Below are 16,159 nucleotides of genomic sequence, written 5' to 3' on the forward strand. Positions count from 1 at the left end.
CCTATCGCGCTTCCGTTCCGGATGGGTGGGGAAGAACCGATCCGCGACGCAGAACAGGAATGGACATGGACATCAGACCGGCATCGACTGCCTTTGCACTTGCTATGGCGTTCGTGGCGCACGTTCATGCAAGCAATGGATGGGAGCATTACCCCGGACTCACTGCACCAGGTCGTGCGGGAATCGTGATCGGTGATTTCGATGGCGACGGCACTGCCGAAGCAGCGGTAAGCGCCTCCGCCTGGAGACTTGACGCATCGCAGCCGACGTCCCATCTGGTTGCGGTCCTCATGGCAGGAGCCAATGGCAGCTTCGACGTCGCCTCGATGTTGCACCTGCCGGACCTGCAGTACGGCCAGTTGATTCGGGCGCCGCGCGAAGGGGCCGCAAATCGCCTGGCCGCCGTGATCGGCGCCGGCGCGGACAGCCGCATCGTGATCCTGGGCGATGTCCCGCTACGCATACTGCGCACGATCCAGGCACCGATGGTGACTCAAATCACCTCGATCGCAGATGTCGACGGGGATGGGCAGCAGGAAGTCGTGGCACTGGCGGCAGGCCAAGTGCCGTGGCTCGATTTGTATCCAATGGTGCTTGATTACGAGACCGGCGCGATCGAATGGCTCGGCGGCGATGCCGCCGCCGATATCGGCGTTGCCCAACTCGACAATGATCCGGCCCTCGAACTCATCCTTGCCGGCGTCCCCGGACGTATCGTCGATGGTGCGAGCCAAGCGCTCGAATGGACATGGCCCAATGGCTTTGGCGACGGCATCCTGACGGGTCAGTTCGACGAAGACGGGATCACGCGCTTTGCGACCTACCAGCACGGCGGGTCGCTGGTGCAGATGTTTCGCTCGAGCCCGTATTCGCCTGAATCCCAGTTCTCGACTGCCTCGATCGACGTGGCGAAAACGGTGCGCCTGAGCGAGAGCGGCCCCGACCGGATTGCCATCGGCGGCGATCAGTGGGGGAGCGTGACGGTGCACCAGGCGCGCAGCGGGGAGCAGCTTTTCACGGTCGTCAATCCAGGACACGGCGTATCTGCGCTGGAGATCGGCGACATCGGTGCAGCCGCTCAGGCAAGACTCGTGTTTGGTCCAACAGCCCGGGCCGGGCTTCAAGTCTTCGACCTTTCCACGGGCGCGCTTGAGTACGCCCAGGATGTGGAAACGGGTCCGTTTTCTTCCATCGTCAGAGGGGATCTCGCCGGCGGCGGCAGCGATCAGGTTGCATATCTGGCACGTGACTTATTTGCATCCGGTGAGAGCAATGTCAAATTGCACGTGCTCGATGCCGCAACTGGCACGCACTTGCGTTCACGCAACGTGATTGATCGCGCCCAGAGCCGCACGGATCTTCCGATCGGCATCGGTCGGTTCAATGCCGCCGCGCGGCAGGATATCGTGGTTGCCGGCGGAGATTCTTGGGGCGAGGTCGCACTCATCAATGGCGCGACCCTGCAGGATCGGTGGCGGGTCGGCGGTGCTGCCCTGTTCGGCCAGAGCGAAATCGACGCGCTCGCGGTGATCGATGTGGACCACGACGAAATTTCGGATGTGCTCGTTGCCACGTCCTCCGGACGGTTGTTCGTGCTCAAGGGAACCAGTGGCTCGGTGCTGTGGCAATCAGACATGTTAGGAAACAACGGCCGCGTTGCCCTCGTTGCATTTCGTGGTGCAAACGATGATCCGCGCGTGGTGTTTGCGCGCGGCAACGAGATTTATCTGATCGATCCAGGCACGCGACAGATCCTGGCCAGCACGACAACCACCCACGAGGTGATCGGCGTGACGCACTTGGGCACTGGCAGCACGTGCCGTCTGGGCGTGCTCCTTGCCGGCTCGATTGCGACCCTGCACGACTGTATGGATTTGCAGGTGGCGGACCAGCTCGCCGTGCCGCCAAGTACGCTCTTCTTGCGGGCTCTCGACAGCTTGGGCACGCGTTTCGTCACTGCCAGCGAAGGTCGCATTCACGAAGTAGCCATCGATGGGCGTAGCGCGACCACGTCGTCCATGTTGGGATACGGCCTCGGTGACTATAATCAGGGCGATTTGCGCCCTGCCCTGGAAGCCGGCAGATTCGAACTGGTCATCGGCTCGAATTACATGGTCGTGCAACGACAGGTCGAGATCGACATGCTGTTCGCCGATGGATTCGACTGAGGCGCTGGCACAGGTTTGTTGGTTGCGGCGGTTGTCAACGAGCACGCGGACGGCACGAGGAAGCAGGAAATGAAGCATCCGATCACCAGCCTCACATTCCTGCTCGCCCTGCTTCTCCCCCCATCTGCGCGGTCGGAGACGGTTTGGGAAAGCTATCCCGGCTTCAGTAGCCCCGGTGAGGGCGGAATTGTCATCGGTGATTTCAACGGAGACGGCAAGCCGGAAGCCGCGGTTACGGGAAATGCCATGTCCACATTTCCCGTCTACACCTATCTGATCGGATTGGTGGGTACTGACACCTCCGGCAGACTGGATGTGCATTCAATCACCCCGTTGCCGGATTACGTGACCGGTCCGATAGTACTGGCTCCACGAGAAGGGCTCGCCGACCGTCTAGCCGTTTGTTCCAGCGGGGAAAACAACCGCATTCTCATTCTCGGTGGCTCGCCGCTGCGCGTGCTGCGCAGCATCGAGGCACCACAGGTCATACGTGTCCACGGGATTGCCGACGTGGATGGCGACAATCAACCCGAGATTGTTGCATTGGCCACCCTTGTCCCGAATTCTGGTTCGAGCACCAGTTTTCCGGTATTGCTCGATTACGAGACCGGCGCGATCAAGTGGGCAGGTCCCGACGGGGTTGATGGTGTTGGCTTGCTGCCGATCGATGGCGGCACAGGGATGAAGCTGGTACTCACGGGTACGCCGGGTCGCGTGATCGATGGCGTCAGCAAGACACTTGAATGGATCTATCCGGCTGGTTTCGGCAAGCGCGTAATGGTGGGAAAGTTCTTTGCCTCCACCGCCGAGACTTTTTTTGCCACGACCTCATACGGACTGACCGCGTTGCAGGTTTTCGGCAGCGCTCCCTTCCGGCACCAGCTCAATATCCCGACCATTCAGGCAAACGCCGCCGCGACCGTGCGGCTCGCTACCGGACCGGATCGAATCGCGATCGGCAGCTGGGACACGCCCGGACTGATCGTCTACGGAATCGACAGCCGTCAACCGGTGCTGGATCTGAACCCAACCGAGATCGGAATCCAAGCATTGGGTGCGGGCGATCTCGATGGCGATGGCCGCGTCGAACTGATATTCGGCACGAATCTGGCCAGGAGCGCTCCCGATGTCTTGCGCGTGGTCGATACGGTGACACTGACGAATGATCTGCAACGGCATGAGGAGGTCGGGCCGCTTTCGACGGTGGCACGCGGCGACTTGACCGGCAACGGTGGTGATCAGGTCGCCTACTTGAGCCGCTATACCTCAGCATCGCAAGGCGGCGTACACCTGCGCGTTCTCGATGCGCAAACAGGTCAAGCACAGCGCCGGCGCGATCTGGTGTTCGATGGTTATGAATATCAGCCAGCGCTCGTTGCCGCGCAGATGGACAGCGATTCGCAGGCGGAATTGGTGATGGTGGCAAGCAAGTACTCCGAAGGAATCGTGGCAGTCATCGACGGACTCACCTTGCAGGACCAATGGCGCAAATCCACCGACGACTACACCAGCGGCGCGGCGATGCTCGATGTCAACGCAGATGGAATCTTGGACGTAATCACTACCATTTCATCACGTCTGAGCGTGCTCGATGGCAGGAACGGGGCCCTGCTATGGCAGTCCATCACGTTCTTTGGTGATGGCGAAGCATGGGTCGCCGCGTTCCGGGCTGCCGACAGTGCGCCCCGCACGGTGATTGCCCGCGGTACGGGCGTCTATGTCTTTGATCCGCTCATGAACCTGCTCGTGACAAGTGCATCAACAATTGCGCCGATCGACGCGCTCACTCAATGGGGCGATGGCACCGACTGTCGCCTTGGCTTGCTTGGACATGATTCGATCCTCAGCGTTCGCCGCTGCACGAACCTTGAGCAGGTGGCCCAATACACGATGCCCCCGGGAACTCAATTCTTCCGACCGCTCAATGCCGGAGGCGATCACTTCGTAGCCGCGGACAACCGCCAACTTTTCGAGGTGAAGTCGAATGGCATCGTGGCGCCTCTTTCCGGCGATCTCGGGACATCGCTCGGTGCCCGGAACTTCGGACTGGTCCTTGCGCAAACCGACGCGCAGCATTTCGATCTCGTCATCGGCTCGGATTACATGGTCACGCGTGTTCGGGTTGGGCTCGACGAGTTATTCGACAACGGTTTCGAGAACGAACAACCCCGTCGCTCACATTGACGGCACAGGCGAATCGGCCAGGCTGGACGCGGTCGCCGACCCGACGATCATTGCGCTCCACAAGACCGCCGGCTACGACCCGCAATCGGCGGCGATCAGCTCGGCAGACGTTTGCGCGTTCAACAGCTACGTCCGCGACGACCTGAAGTTCAGCGCTGGCCTCTCGCGGCGGCAGGATAGACACCGCGGCGCGTTCGGGGTGGCAGCTGCCTGCGGGAGGAAGTCCCATCCGATCCGGCATCGTGCCACTTGGCCGCGCGTCTTCGCGCTTGTGGCATGATCGGCGACCGCGCCGCGCCGGCATCGGCCTTGGGGTGATACAGCGGACATGGATCCGTTGTGGCCCGATGGCTCGCCGCGCACGCGCGCTGCACCCACGCAGGATGGTGAGACGATGAATGCAGGCAGCACCCCTTCCGACCTGGCGGCATTGCGCAGCCGTGCGATCGACGCCGCAAGACAAGCCTACGCGCCCTACTCGAATCTGCGCGTGGGCGCGGCGCTGCGCTCGGCGCGCGGCGAAATCTATGCCGGCTGCAACGTCGAGAACGGCGCCTATCCGATCGGCGGTTGCGCCGAGCGCGGCGCGATCGCCAGCGCGGTGCAGGCCGAGGGCAAGGAATTTCGCCTCGCCGCGATCGCGGTGGCTGCGTTTGCCGCCGATGGCACGCCGTTGCCGGTGTCGCCGTGTGGCGCCTGTCGTCAGGCGTTGGTCGAATTCGGCGCCGATGCGCAGGTGACCTTCCTGCAAGCCGACGGCAGTTGGATCGAGGTCGATGCCGGCGCGTTGCTGCCGTATCGCTTCATCCTGCCCGGGCAGTAGCCGCGCGCGTCAGCGTGGCACCGACAGGCCCGCGGCACGACCCCGCGCCAGCACGCCGGCGACGATGCGATCGCAACGCGCACCATCGAAGGAAAACGCATCGGCGAGCGCGAGGTCGATCTGGCTTGCCATGCCTTCGCGCAGCAGGCTGCGCGCACGGAACAGGCGCGTGCGCACGGTGGCTTCGGGAATGTCGAGGGCTTGTGCGACTTCCTCGGCGCTCAGTTCCTCGACCGCGCGCAGCATGAACACCGTGCGGAAGGATTCGGGCAAGTCGTCGATGCGCGCCTCGATCAGCTTGCGCAGGTCGGCGCGCATCGCCGCGAATTCGGGCTGACGATCGGCCTGCTCGGTGAGCAGGTCGCGGGTATCGGTTTCATGTGAGCTCATCGCCGCCTCCAGCGGAATGACAGTCGCACTCTTGCGCCGCAGCCGACCCAGCGCCTCGTTGGTGACGATGCGCACCATCCAGGTCGACAGCTTGGCTTCGAAGTTGAATTGGCCGAGGCTGCGCCAGATCAGCACATAGGCTTCCTGCAGCGCATCCTCGGCATCGAGATCATCCTTGAGGATGCTGCGAGCGCTGCGGAACAGCAGGCGATTGTGGCGACGCATGATCGCCTCGAAGGCCGCTTCGCTGCCCTGCGCAGCGAGACGCACGAGTTCGGGCTCGGCCAATGCGCCCAGCTGCGCAGCCGAGGGTTTCGTTGCTGTCTGAGTCATGAGCGTGCTCCAGTGGCCGTGTTCGGCATCATGCTTCATTTCTTGCCGATCAAGGTGAGGAATTCGCGGCGCAGCGCGCGATCATCGCGCAGCGCGCCGCGCATGACCGTGCTGCGCATCATTGCGCCATCGTCCTCGACGCCGCGCCACTGCATGCACAGATGGTCGGCCTCCATCACCACGCCCAGACCATCGGGGCGGATGTGGCGCTCGAGTTCGTCGGCGAGCATGACCACGGCTTCTTCCTGGATCTGCGGGCGACGCATGATCCAGTCGCACAGGCGCGCGTACTTGGACAGGCCAATGAGGTTGGATTGCGCATTGGGCAGCACGCCAATCCACACCTTGCCCTGGATCGGGCACAGATGATGCGAGCAGGCACTGCGTACGCGGATCGGGCCGACCACCATCAACTCATCGAGCTGGCGGTCGTTCGGGAACGCGGTGAGTCTGGGTGGCGCCTGATAGCGTCCGGCGAAGACCTCGTCGAGATAGAGCTTGGCGACGCGGCGCGCGGTATCGGTGCTGTTGTGGTCGTGTTCGGTGTCGATCACGAGACTGCGCTGCAGGTCGCGCAGGCAGGCCGCGACTTCCTCGCGCAGTTCGTCGAGTTCGCCCGGCGCGATGAAGGCCGCGATGTTGTCGTTGGCGTGGAAGCGCTGCCCGGCCTCGAGCAGACGCGCGCGAATGCGCTCGGACACGGACTCGGACGTGGGCTGTGCATGGGCGTCTTCGCGGCGCAGGCTGGCGACGTTGCTGCTGGGGCTCATTGTGGTTCTCCAGGCTGGGGCGGGCGCCAACTGCCGGTTTGGCAGTCCGCGCGGCTCGGGCATCTCCCGCATCCGGCATCTTGGATGCAGCCAGTGGGCGCCGCGTTCCCGCGGGCGACGCCATGTTTCCCGGAAGTGCACGCCAGAATCAGTGCAGGATCGGTGTAGGAGCGGCGGTAGCCGCGACCCATGCCGCAGAAGCGATGCAGCAGCGGTGTAGGAGCGGCGGCAGCCGCGACCGGCGCCACACACCCTCGCGCGCAACACGAACCTGCGACGCGACGGTCGGGCCTGCCGGCCCTCCTACGAAAGCAAAGGCATCATGGCCACGCATCAAGGTGGTGCAGGAGCGGCGGCAGCCGCGACCCATGCCGCAGAAGCGGCAAGGAATCGATGTAGGAGCGGCGGCAGCCGCGACCGGCGCCACACACTCTCGCGCGCAACACGAACCTGCGACGCGACGGTCGGGCCTGCCGGCCCTCCTACGAAAGCAAAGGCATCATGGCCACGCATCAAGGTGGTGCAGCAGCGGTGTAGGAGCGGCGGCAGCCGCGACCGGTGCCACACACTCTCGCGCGCAACACGAACCTGCGACGCGACGGTCGGGCCTGCCGGCCCTCCTACTCAAACCAGCGCAGCAAAGGCGACTGCGACATCGGCGCATCGTCGATGCGATAGGCCGCGCGCATTTGCAGCGCAGCGCGCTGCGCATCGTCGAGACTGCGTGCATGCACGATCGCAAGCGCATCGCTGTTTGCCACTGCTTCGCCACAACCACGCACCCGGGCCAGGCCCACCGCATGATCGATCGCGGCGGTCGGCGTGCGTCGGCCGCCACCGAGATCGACCACGCATTCACCCAGGGCACGCGCGTCGATGGCATTGATGAATCCGGTGCGTCCGGCATCGACTGCGAGTTGGACCGGCGCTTGGGCCAAGTGCCGCTGCGGATGTTCGAGCAGGTCACCCGGGCCACCGAGTGCAGCAACCATGCGCGCGAAGCGTTCGGCCGCAGCGCCCGAATCCAGTGCCCGCTCCAGCAGCAGGCGGGCCTGCGCGTGGTCGCTGGCCAGTCCGCCCACCTGCAGCAGCCGCGCCGACAGCGCCAAGACCAGTTCGCGCAGGCGTGGGCAGGCCTCGCGCCCGCACAGCAGATCGAGGATCGCGCGCAGTTCGAGCGCATTGCCGGCCTCGCGGCCGAGTACCTGGCTCATGTCGGTCAGCGCGATCGCGAGTTCAAGTCCACTGCCTTGCGCAACCGCTTGCATGCGCGTCGCGAGTGCGGTGGCGGCGCATTCGTCGGGCGTCTGCGCACCGCTGCCGGTCTTGACATCGAGCACCAGCGCCTGCGCGCCACCGGCGAGTTTCTTCGACAGGATTGAGGCGACGATGAGGTCGGGTACATCGACCGTGGCGGTGATGTCGCGCACTGCGTACAGGCGTCGATCGGCCGGTACGAGATCATCGCTTTGACCGACGATCGCGCAGCCGACCGTCGCGACAACCTTGCGCAACCGTTCGGGCGCGGGATTGACGTTGTAGCCGGGCACGCTTTCGAGTTTGTCGAGCGTGCCGCCCGTGTGACCGAGGCCGCGTCCCGAGATCATCGGCACGAAGCCGCCGCAGGCGGCGATCAGCGGCGCGAGCGCGAGGCTCACGCAGTCGCCGACGCCGCCGGTGGAATGCTTGTCGAGTACCGGGCCGGGCAAGTCGGACCAATCAAGGCAGCGGCCCGAATCGCGCAGTGCGAAGGTGAAGTCGCGGCACTCGGCCGCCAGCATGCCGCGCCAGGCCACCGCCATCGCAAACGCGGCGATCTGCCCTTCGCTCCACTGCCCATTGCCGATGCCGCAGGCGATTGCCTTGCATTGCGCGGCATCCAGCCGCCGCCCCTCGCGCTTGGCGCGAATCAGCGCGGCAACGGGCCACTCACTCATGCAGGCCGCGCCAGCAGCGGCAACAAGGCGTCGTAGAGCGCGCTCGCTCCGATGCGGAAATGCCCCGGCGTGACCCACTCGTCACCGAGCCGATCACGCGCGAGATCGAGATAGAGCGCAGCATCGGCGAGGCTGCGTATGCCGCCCGCCGCCTTGAATCCGCAGCGTCCGCCGTGCGCGGCGATCACCTCGAGCATGATCGTGGCGGCCTCGACGGTGGCATTGACCGCGACCTTGCCGGTCGAGGTCTTGAGGAAATCCACGCCTGCCTGGATGCCCAGTTCCGATGCAGCGTGGATCTGCGCGGGCGTGAGCTGACCGGTTTCGAGGATGAGCTTGAGACAATGCGTGTTGCCGCAGGCCGTGCGTGCCGCAAGGACGACCGCGCGCGCGCAGCCAGGATCGCCCCCTTGCAGCGCCGCCCACGGCAGCACGAGATCGATTTCGTCAGCGCCCGCGGCGAGCGCGCGGCGGGTCTCGCGTTCGACGCGTTGCGCGTCGCTGCCGCCATCGGGAAAATTCACCACGGTGGCGATCTTGACTGCGCTGTCGCCGAGTGCGCGGCGCGCGGTGGTGATGTGTTCGGGATAGATGCACACCGCCGCCGGCAGACCACTGCCAAGCGCTCGGGTACACATTGCCTCGATCCGGGCAGGCGTGTCGTCTTCGCCGAGACTGGTGAGATCAAGCAGGGGCAGCAGGCGTGCGGCCAGCGCATGCGCAACGGGTTCGACGACGCTCATGGCAGGTTCCGTGTCGGGAATGCGCAAGACTACGGGCTGCGCGCGCCCGCGCCTTGATCTGCGGCAAATGCGCGCGACTCAGCGCTCGCTGAAACGCAAGGTTGCCGTGGCGCCGCCCTGCGGACGCGGCGCCAGTGAAACCTGCCAACCGTAGAGCTCGCACAAGCGGCGCACGATCGCGAGGCCGAGGCCACCGCCCTTGCCCTGCCGGGTGCCGCGCACACCGCGCTCGAAGAGCTTTTCCGCATCCTCGGCGGCGATGCCCGGCCCGGTGTCCTCGACACTCACGCGACCGTGACCGACGGTGATGATGACCTCGCCCGCAGGCGTGTACTTGAAGGCATTGCCGATGAGGTTGCTCAGCGCCACCGCCACCACCGAGGATGGCGCCGGCACCGCCAGCGGCTGGTCGATGTCCACGCGCACCTCGATCGGCTTGTTGCCCAGGTGCGGGCGCTGCGAATCGACCACCTGCTCGACCACGCGCGCGACATCGGTGGTTTCGCCATCGGTCGGCGCCTGCCGCTCGCGGCGCGAGAGCAGCAACAATGCATCGATCAGCTCGCTGCACTGGCGTACCGCGCGTTCGATGCGCTTGAGCCGTTCGCGTGGTTTGTCGGCGAGGTCGCTGGAGGCCTGCAGCAGTTCGGTGGTGCTGGCAATCACCGCCAGCGGCGTGCGCAGCTCGTGGCTGACGTCGGCGTTGAACTCGCGGTCACGCTGCACCATTTCGGTCAGGCGCATCGAATAGTCATCGAGCGCCTCGGCAAGCTGGCCGACCTCGTCGTTGGCAAAGTGCATGCGCAGACGCCCGGGCTGGCCGCTCTGGCTCAGCGCGCGCACGCGTCGAGCCAGGTCGACGAGCGGACTCATCACCCGCGCCGACAGCCAGAAGCCGATCAAGAGCGAGAGCAGCGCGAAAACGAACACGGCGCTTGCGATCGCCACCTGCAACTGGCGTTCGCCGAGCTTTTGCGAGCTGACGTCGAACCACAGGTAGGCCCAGTAATCGGCATCCTTGTAGACCGCGAGTTTGAACGGTCGCAGCACGCCGTTGCGGTCGATGTCCTCGATGTCGTAGACGCCGGCATCGTATTTCTGCCAAGCCAGCGGCACGGTGGCGCTGCGTCCGGCGCGCACGATCTGCGCCTGATAGAGCGACATCGCCCACGGCGCGGCCGGGTCGGGATTGGCGCGTTTGAATTCGACGAAATGGCGAATCTCGCGCTCGAGCGTCGAGTTGACCAGTTGGTCTTCCAGGCGCGTGCGCATGTAGATCGTGGCCACCGCGAACAGCGCCGTGAGGCCCAGGCCAAACAGCGCGAACGAGATGATGATGCGGGAGCGCAGCCTACGTCGGTAGCGCATCCGGATCGACCATGCGGTAGCCGATGCCGTGGCGGGTCTGGATCAGCGGCTTGTCGAACGGCTTGTCGATCAACGCGCGCAAGCCGTGTATATGCACGCGCAGTGAATCACTGTCGGGCAGTTCTTCACCCCACACGCGCGTTTCCAGTTCTTGCCGCGTCACCACCGATGGCGAAGACTCCATCAGCGTCTGCAGCAGTTTGAGGCCGATCGGATTGAGCGTGATCGACTTGCCGCCGCGATTGACCATCAGGGTATCGAGGTTGAAGCTGAGGTCGGCCAGTTGCAGTACGCGACTGCGATTGCCCTTGCCGCGCCGACCGAGCACCTCCAGCCGCGCCGACAATTCCTGCAGGGCGAACGGCTTGACCATGTAGTCATCGGCGCCCGAATCGAAACCGGTGAGCTTGGAATCGAGGTTGTCGCGCGCGGTCAGCATCAGCACCGGCGTGAGTTTCCTGGCTTCCTGACGCAGCTTGCGGCAGACCTCGAGGCCATCCATGCCGGGCAAGCCCAAATCAAGGACGATCACATCGAAGTCGTTGACCACGGCCAGATGCAGGCCGGTGATGCCGTCGCCGGCAAAGTCGACCACGTGTCCCTTGTCGGCAAGAAAATCGCCGATGTTCTCGGCAATGTCGCTGTTGTCTTCGATGACGAGAATTCGCATGCGGCTACTCTAGCAGGATGGCGGGAGGGTCCGGCGCGGGCACTCTCACGGCGCAGTCACGCGCGGCGTGCGCCTGCGGTCGTTTCAATCGCTGAATTGACGTGCGCTCAAGGTCGACTCGCGCGCCGCACAGAACCGGCAACTCGTCGGGCAAGCCCGTGGCACAGGCCATCGCGGACCGATCGGGCGATGCAGGCGTCGTGCGTCGCCCAATAAAATGACCCAAGGAGGCGCCATTGGGGGAACGCGCCTGCCTTGGGTCAAAAAGCTACTGCCCCGATTACCGTAATCTGCCAGTCACGGAACCTGACTTAGGAGTGTCGAGCAGGACTACAGCGCGTTCGAGTATGGATTTGCCCGAATTAAGACCTTGTTAAATCACGCTCACAAGGACGTTAAGGCAACGGCTCAACCGCCTGCGGAGGTCGACTCGCCGCCTGCCGCGGTCGGAGGCGCCTGACAAATCATCGAGCCCATTGGCCGCACGCAGCCATCCTCGGCGCCGTGCTCTCCGGGCGGCGCGAACACGAACACCTGCGTGTAGCGCTGCGGCGCCCCCGCCGGCAGGCTCGCCGGATCGAAGCGCCACTGCCGCAACGCGATTTCCGCCGCGCGCCGGAACGCCTTGTCGGCACGCCCGTTGAGGCGAATGTCGCGGACCGAGCCATCGGCCGCGATGCTGAAACTCGCCTCGACTTCTACCCGAGTGGCATAGGCATTGCCGGGGAATTCGGGTACCACCGTGTGCAGCGCGACCGGCTTGGCGACATGAGCAGGCACGGCAGCGGGCAAGGCAAGCTCGGATTTCGGCGCCGGTACCGCGGCGCTGGCCAGCTCGGTGGGCAGCTCGCGCGCGGCGCCCGTGGCAGATGCCACGACGGCCGTCGCGGCTGCGGCCACGGGTTCGGCCGCAGCCGGTTTCGGCAAGGCCGATGGTTCATTCTCGGCACGCGCTGCGATCGGCATGTCGACGATCTCGATACGCGGCGCGCCCAAGCGCGCGATCGGTGTTGCCAGCAGCGCCGGTGCCAGTGCGACCGACGGCATCTGCAACGATACCCAATCGACGCCGGGACCATGCACCACCAGCGGCGCCGCCTCGTTGTCGAGGCTGCGCTGCACAAGCGTCCAGGCCAGCATCAGGCCGGCTGCGATGAGCAGCCAGCGCCCCGAGCCACGCCCTTCGACGGCGACACGCGGCGAACTCACGCCGACGATGCGGCGTACCCGTTCGAGCAAATCGCCGCCACTGGCAGCGAGCGCGAACGGCGTCGCCAGACGCAGCTCCTCGAGCGCCGCCAACGTGCGTGCATATTCATGCGGTTCGCCCTGCATCGTGCGCAGTACCAGATGATCGCAGCACAGCTCACGCTCATTGCGCACCTCGCGCGAGATCCAGTGCACCACCGGGTGATAGAACAGCACGGTTTCCAGCACCGTCTGGACCAGATTGACCAAATGGTCGCAGCGCCGCAGATGGCCCAACTCGTGGGCGAGAATCAGTTCGACCTGCTGACGTGGAAAGCCCAGCGCAACCGCGGTGGGCAGGAGGATCACCGGCCGCAGCCAGCCAATCAGCATCGGCGTATCGACCTGGTCGCTGACCAGCGCGCGCACGCGCTGAACGATGCCGAATCTTGCATTGACGGCGGCAAACAGCGCGTCGATCTGCGCATGGGCGCGGGCGCAGCGGCGCACGATGTGGTCGAGTCGCCGCCATTCGAGCAAGGCGCGCACGGCGAGCCCGCAAACGCCGATGGCCCACACCGCGACCAACCAGGGCAGCAGCGCATCGACTGCGCGACCCGGACTGCCGTGCATGGCAGAAACCGCGGTTCCGATCGCGCCATCGAGCGCAGCCGCGGACGCGGCTGCCGCAGCTTGCTCCGGCCACAAGCGAACGAGCGTGAGGATGGGCGCGAGCGCGAGTGCTGCCAGCGCGAGCAGGCCCGCCGCATGACGCCATTCGCTTGCCTGGCGCGGCAGCAGTGTGCGCAGCACGACCCACGCGCCTCCGATCAGGATGCCTTGCCAGAGGAAATGCAGCAGTGTCCAGCCGACCGCATCGATCCAGGGTGACAACATGTCCATGTTCAGCTCCTTTCCATGCGATCGAGCAGGGCGCGGATCTCGTCGAGTTCCTCGCGCGTCGCCTTGGCGCGACCACCAAGCGCCTGCAGCACCAACTGCGAAGGCGAGCCATTGAATACGCGCTCGACCAGTTCGGCGACGAAGCGCTTTTGCGTGCGCTCACGGCTGACCGCGGGGCGAAACACATGCGCGCGTTCGGAGTCGTCGCGCAGCAGCAAGCCCTTGCCGTGCATGATCTGCATCAGCTTGAGCGCGGTCGTGTAGCCGGCGCCTTCGTCCCGGTAAAGCGCTTCGTGGACATCGCGGACCGTACTCGGCCCGTGCTGCCAAATGAAATTGAGGATGCCCAGTTCGGCATCGGTCGGTCGGGGCAGGTGTTCGGTGCGCGTCATCGGCTACTCCACGGCGAGCGTTGGCTGGCAACGGGTGTGCGGCATCCTGCCCGCTGCCATCGCCCGCCCGAGGCAAACCCCGCGGCGTGCCTGCACACACCCGCCGACGATGGTAGCCATGCCGGCGCGGAAGTCAACGATGGTTTTCGTACGATGGCGCCGCATTCCGCCACCGTGCGCACCGGCCGGGACGAATCGGACTGGACAAGACCAGCGAACCGCGCTTGGATGGCCGGTCCCCGGCATTGCGAGGAAATTGCTGATGAAGCCCGTCTTGTTGCCCTGCGTCACGACACTCTGCGCGGCCGCGCTCGCCGCCTGCGCACCCGCACCACACAAGCCCGCGTCCACGGATGTGCCGCAAAAAACCGCCGCCGGAACAGGCGCCAGCGCGGCCCCGGCTGCGAGCCTGGCTGCGAGCCCGGCTGCGACCGCAGCCGATGATCCTTACCTGTGGCTCGAAGACATCCACGGCAGCAAGCCCCTGCAATGGGTCGATCAACACAACGCCCGCACCGCCGATGCCTTTGCCAGCAGTCCCGAGTTCGAGGCCAGGCGTGCCTCGATCCTCGGCATTCTCGATTCCGAAGCGAAGATTCCCTACGTCAACAAGATCGGCGACCACTATTACAACTTCTGGAAGGACAAGGACCACCCGCGCGGCCTGTGGCGGCGCACGAGTCTCGCCGAGTACGCCAAGGCGCAGCCGCGCTGGGAGACCGTGATCGATCTCGATGCCCTCGGCAAGACCGATGGCAAGAGCTGGGTATGGAAAGGCTCGCAGTGCCTGCGCCCTGCCTATCGGCGCTGCCTGGTCTCGCTTTCGCCCGACGGCGGCGATGCGGTCGCAGTGCGCGAGTTCGACCTGCACGACAAGTCCTTCGTGAAGGGCGGTTTCGAGCTGCCGGTGGCCAAGACCGTAGTCAGCTGGATCGATGTCGACCACATTTACGTTGGCACCGATTTCGGCCCCGGCTCGATGACCAAGTCGAGCTACGCGCGCATCATGAAGTCCTGGCAGCGCGGCACCCCGCTGAGTGCGGCAACGACGGTCTACGAAGGCAAGCCTGAAGATCTCGGGGTGGGCGCCCAGCGCGATCTCACCACGGGTTTCGAGCGCGACTTCGTCCAGCGCACGATCGATTTCTACACCAGTGAAACCTTCCTGCGCGGCAAGGATGGCCAGCTCGTGAAGATCGACGTGCCGCTGGATGCGACCATCGACACGCACCGGGAATGGCTCACGATCCGACTGCGCGATGCCTGGACGGTATCCGGCAAGACCTGGCCCTCGGGTGCGCTGCTGGCAATCCGCTTCGATGACTTCATGGCCGGCAAACGCGACTTCGTGCTGCTGTTTGCGCCCGACGAGACGACCTCGCTGGCGAGTTACTCGTGGACTCGCCACCACTTGATCCTCAATCTGCTGGTCGATGTCGCCAGCCGCCAGCAAGTGCTCACGCCGGTCGAACACGGCGATTGGACGCGCGCACCGCTGGGCGGCGTGCCCCCGTTGAGTACGGCCAACGCGTTCGCGGTCGACGCAGACGACAGCGATGCCTATTTCCTCGACGTCGGCGGCTACACCCAACCCGACACCTTGAGCCTGGGTACGCTCGGCAGCAGCGAGGCGCGCGTGCTCAAGCGTGGCCCGGCTTTTTTCGACGCCAGTGGTCTTGAAGTCCAGCAATTCTTCGTGTCTTCGAAAGATGGCACGCGCGTCCCCTACTTCCAGGTCGGCGCCAGGGATCTCAAGCTCGATGGCACGCATCCGACCCTGCTCTACGGCTATGGCGGGTTCGAGCTTTCGCAGCGTCCGCGCTACAACGCCGTGGTCGGCAGCCAGTGGCTGGCTCGCGGCGGCGTCTACGTGGTTGCCAATATCCGCGGCGGCGGCGAATACGGGCCGCGCTGGCATCAGGCCGCGCTCAAGGCCAATCGACCGCGTGCCTATGAGGATTTTGCCGCAGTGGCCGAGGACCTCGTGCGTCGCGGCGTCACTACCGGCCCGCGCCTGGGCGCGATGGGCGGCAGCAATGGCGGCCTCTTGATGGGCAACATGCTCACGCAATATCCCGAGCATTTCGGCGCGATCGTCTGCGCCGTGCCCCTGCTCGACATGAAGCGCTACACCCACCTGTCCGCCGGCGCCTCGTGGATCGCGGAATACGGCGACCCCGACAAGCCCGAGGAATGGGCCTGGATCAAGACCTTTTCGCCCTATCAGAACCTCGCGCGCGGCAAGGACTATCCGCCGATCCTGTTTTACACCGCGACCAGCGATGATCGC

The 16,159-nt window shown here is 65.0% G+C and carries 12 protein-coding genes; 4 read left to right on the forward strand and 8 right to left on the reverse strand.

All coding sequences use genetic code 11. The annotated features are described in order from the left end of the window. The first annotated feature begins 65 nt into the window (after positions 1-65). The 3 genes from KF759_RS10635 (at position 66) to KF759_RS10645 (ending at position 5,175) form a co-directional block, all read left to right on the forward strand. Positions 66-2,168, forward strand: a complete 2,103-nt coding sequence (locus KF759_RS10635) for a PQQ-binding-like beta-propeller repeat protein (RefSeq protein ID WP_291225261.1) — start codon at positions 66-68, stop codon at positions 2,166-2,168. A 69-nt stretch (positions 2,169-2,237) separates the two neighbouring features. Further along, positions 2,238-4,352: a hypothetical protein gene (locus KF759_RS10640; RefSeq protein WP_291225263.1), complete on the forward strand. Its 2,115-nt coding sequence runs from the start codon at positions 2,238-2,240 to the stop codon at positions 4,350-4,352. Between the two features lie 394 nt (positions 4,353-4,746). Beyond that, on the forward strand, positions 4,747-5,175 hold the full coding sequence (locus tag KF759_RS10645) for a cytidine deaminase (protein ID WP_291225264.1): 429 nt from the start codon (positions 4,747-4,749) through the stop codon (positions 5,173-5,175). A 9-nt stretch (positions 5,176-5,184) separates the two neighbouring features. Here the strand turns inward: KF759_RS10645 and KF759_RS10650 are convergent, their stop codons facing one another. The 8 genes from KF759_RS10650 to KF759_RS10685 form a co-directional block, all read right to left on the reverse strand. Continuing rightward, a complete protein-coding gene (locus KF759_RS10650; protein ID WP_291225266.1) occupies positions 5,185-5,898 on the reverse strand; it encodes an RNA polymerase sigma factor in 714 nt (237 codons plus the stop codon). A 35-nt stretch (positions 5,899-5,933) separates the two neighbouring features. Further along, positions 5,934-6,668 (reverse strand): GTP cyclohydrolase I, encoded by a 735-nt coding sequence (locus KF759_RS10655; protein ID WP_291225267.1) that lies wholly within the window; start codon positions 6,666-6,668, stop codon positions 5,934-5,936. 620 nt (positions 6,669-7,288) lie between these two features. Next, positions 7,289-8,605: a thymidine phosphorylase gene (locus KF759_RS10660; RefSeq protein WP_291225269.1), complete on the reverse strand. Its 1,317-nt coding sequence runs from the start codon at positions 8,603-8,605 to the stop codon at positions 7,289-7,291. Then, entirely contained in the window at positions 8,602-9,348 is a 747-nt protein-coding gene (gene deoC, locus KF759_RS10665; protein ID WP_291225271.1) for a deoxyribose-phosphate aldolase, read from the reverse strand. Before deoC ends, KF759_RS10660 begins: the two co-directional genes overlap by 4 nt. A 78-nt stretch (positions 9,349-9,426) precedes the next feature. Next, positions 9,427-10,716 (reverse strand): HAMP domain-containing sensor histidine kinase, encoded by a 1,290-nt coding sequence (locus tag KF759_RS10670; RefSeq protein WP_291225273.1) that lies wholly within the window; start codon positions 10,714-10,716, stop codon positions 9,427-9,429. Then, positions 10,700-11,386, reverse strand: coding sequence for a response regulator transcription factor (locus tag KF759_RS10675; protein WP_291225275.1), 687 nt, complete (start codon positions 11,384-11,386; stop codon positions 10,700-10,702). Before KF759_RS10675 ends, KF759_RS10670 begins: the two co-directional genes overlap by 17 nt. A gap of 408 nt (positions 11,387-11,794) precedes the next feature. Then, the gene (locus KF759_RS10680; RefSeq protein ID WP_291225276.1) at positions 11,795-13,477 is read right to left on the reverse strand and encodes a M56 family metallopeptidase; all 1,683 of its coding nucleotides are present in this window, start codon (positions 13,475-13,477) and stop codon (positions 11,795-11,797) included. Positions 13,478-13,479: 2 nt separating this feature from the next. Continuing rightward, positions 13,480-13,869, reverse strand: a complete 390-nt coding sequence (locus tag KF759_RS10685; RefSeq protein ID WP_291225277.1) for a BlaI/MecI/CopY family transcriptional regulator — start codon at positions 13,867-13,869, stop codon at positions 13,480-13,482. 262 nt (positions 13,870-14,131) lie between these two features. On the opposite strand from KF759_RS10685, the gene KF759_RS10690 reads away from it, so the two are divergent. Next, positions 14,132-16,159: prolyl oligopeptidase family serine peptidase (locus tag KF759_RS10690; RefSeq protein WP_291225279.1), on the forward strand; the 2,028-nt coding region annotated here is incomplete at its 3' end.

The sequence above is a fragment of the Dokdonella sp. genome (genome assembly GCF_019634815.1).
Classification (GTDB): Bacteria; Pseudomonadota; Gammaproteobacteria; order Xanthomonadales; family Rhodanobacteraceae; genus Dokdonella_A.

Bases quoted from the DNA above. Each gene is read 5' to 3' on its own strand.
- KF759_RS10670 (WP_291225273.1), bottom strand. From the start codon at position 10,716: ATGCGCTACCGACGTAGGCTGCGCTCCCGCATCATCATCTCGTTCGCG.
- KF759_RS10660 (WP_291225269.1), bottom strand. From the start codon at position 8,605: ATGAGTGAGTGGCCCGTTGCCGCGCTGATTCGCGCCAAGCGCGAGGGG.
- deoC (WP_291225271.1), bottom strand. From the start codon at position 9,348: ATGAGCGTCGTCGAACCCGTTGCGCATGCGCTGGCCGCACGCCTGCTG.
- KF759_RS10635 (WP_291225261.1), top strand. From the start codon at position 66: ATGGACATCAGACCGGCATCGACTGCCTTTGCACTTGCTATGGCGTTC.
- KF759_RS10655 (WP_291225267.1), bottom strand. From the start codon at position 6,668: ATGAGCCCCAGCAGCAACGTCGCCAGCCTGCGCCGCGAAGACGCCCAT.
- KF759_RS10680 (WP_291225276.1), bottom strand. From the start codon at position 13,477: ATGGACATGTTGTCACCCTGGATCGATGCGGTCGGCTGGACACTGCTG.
- KF759_RS10650 (WP_291225266.1), bottom strand. From the start codon at position 5,898: ATGACTCAGACAGCAACGAAACCCTCGGCTGCGCAGCTGGGCGCATTG.
- KF759_RS10640 (WP_291225263.1), top strand. From the start codon at position 2,238: ATGAAGCATCCGATCACCAGCCTCACATTCCTGCTCGCCCTGCTTCTC.
- KF759_RS10685 (WP_291225277.1), bottom strand. From the start codon at position 13,869: ATGACGCGCACCGAACACCTGCCCCGACCGACCGATGCCGAACTGGGC.
- KF759_RS10645 (WP_291225264.1), top strand. From the start codon at position 4,747: ATGAATGCAGGCAGCACCCCTTCCGACCTGGCGGCATTGCGCAGCCGT.
- KF759_RS10675 (WP_291225275.1), bottom strand. From the start codon at position 11,386: ATGCGAATTCTCGTCATCGAAGACAACAGCGACATTGCCGAGAACATC.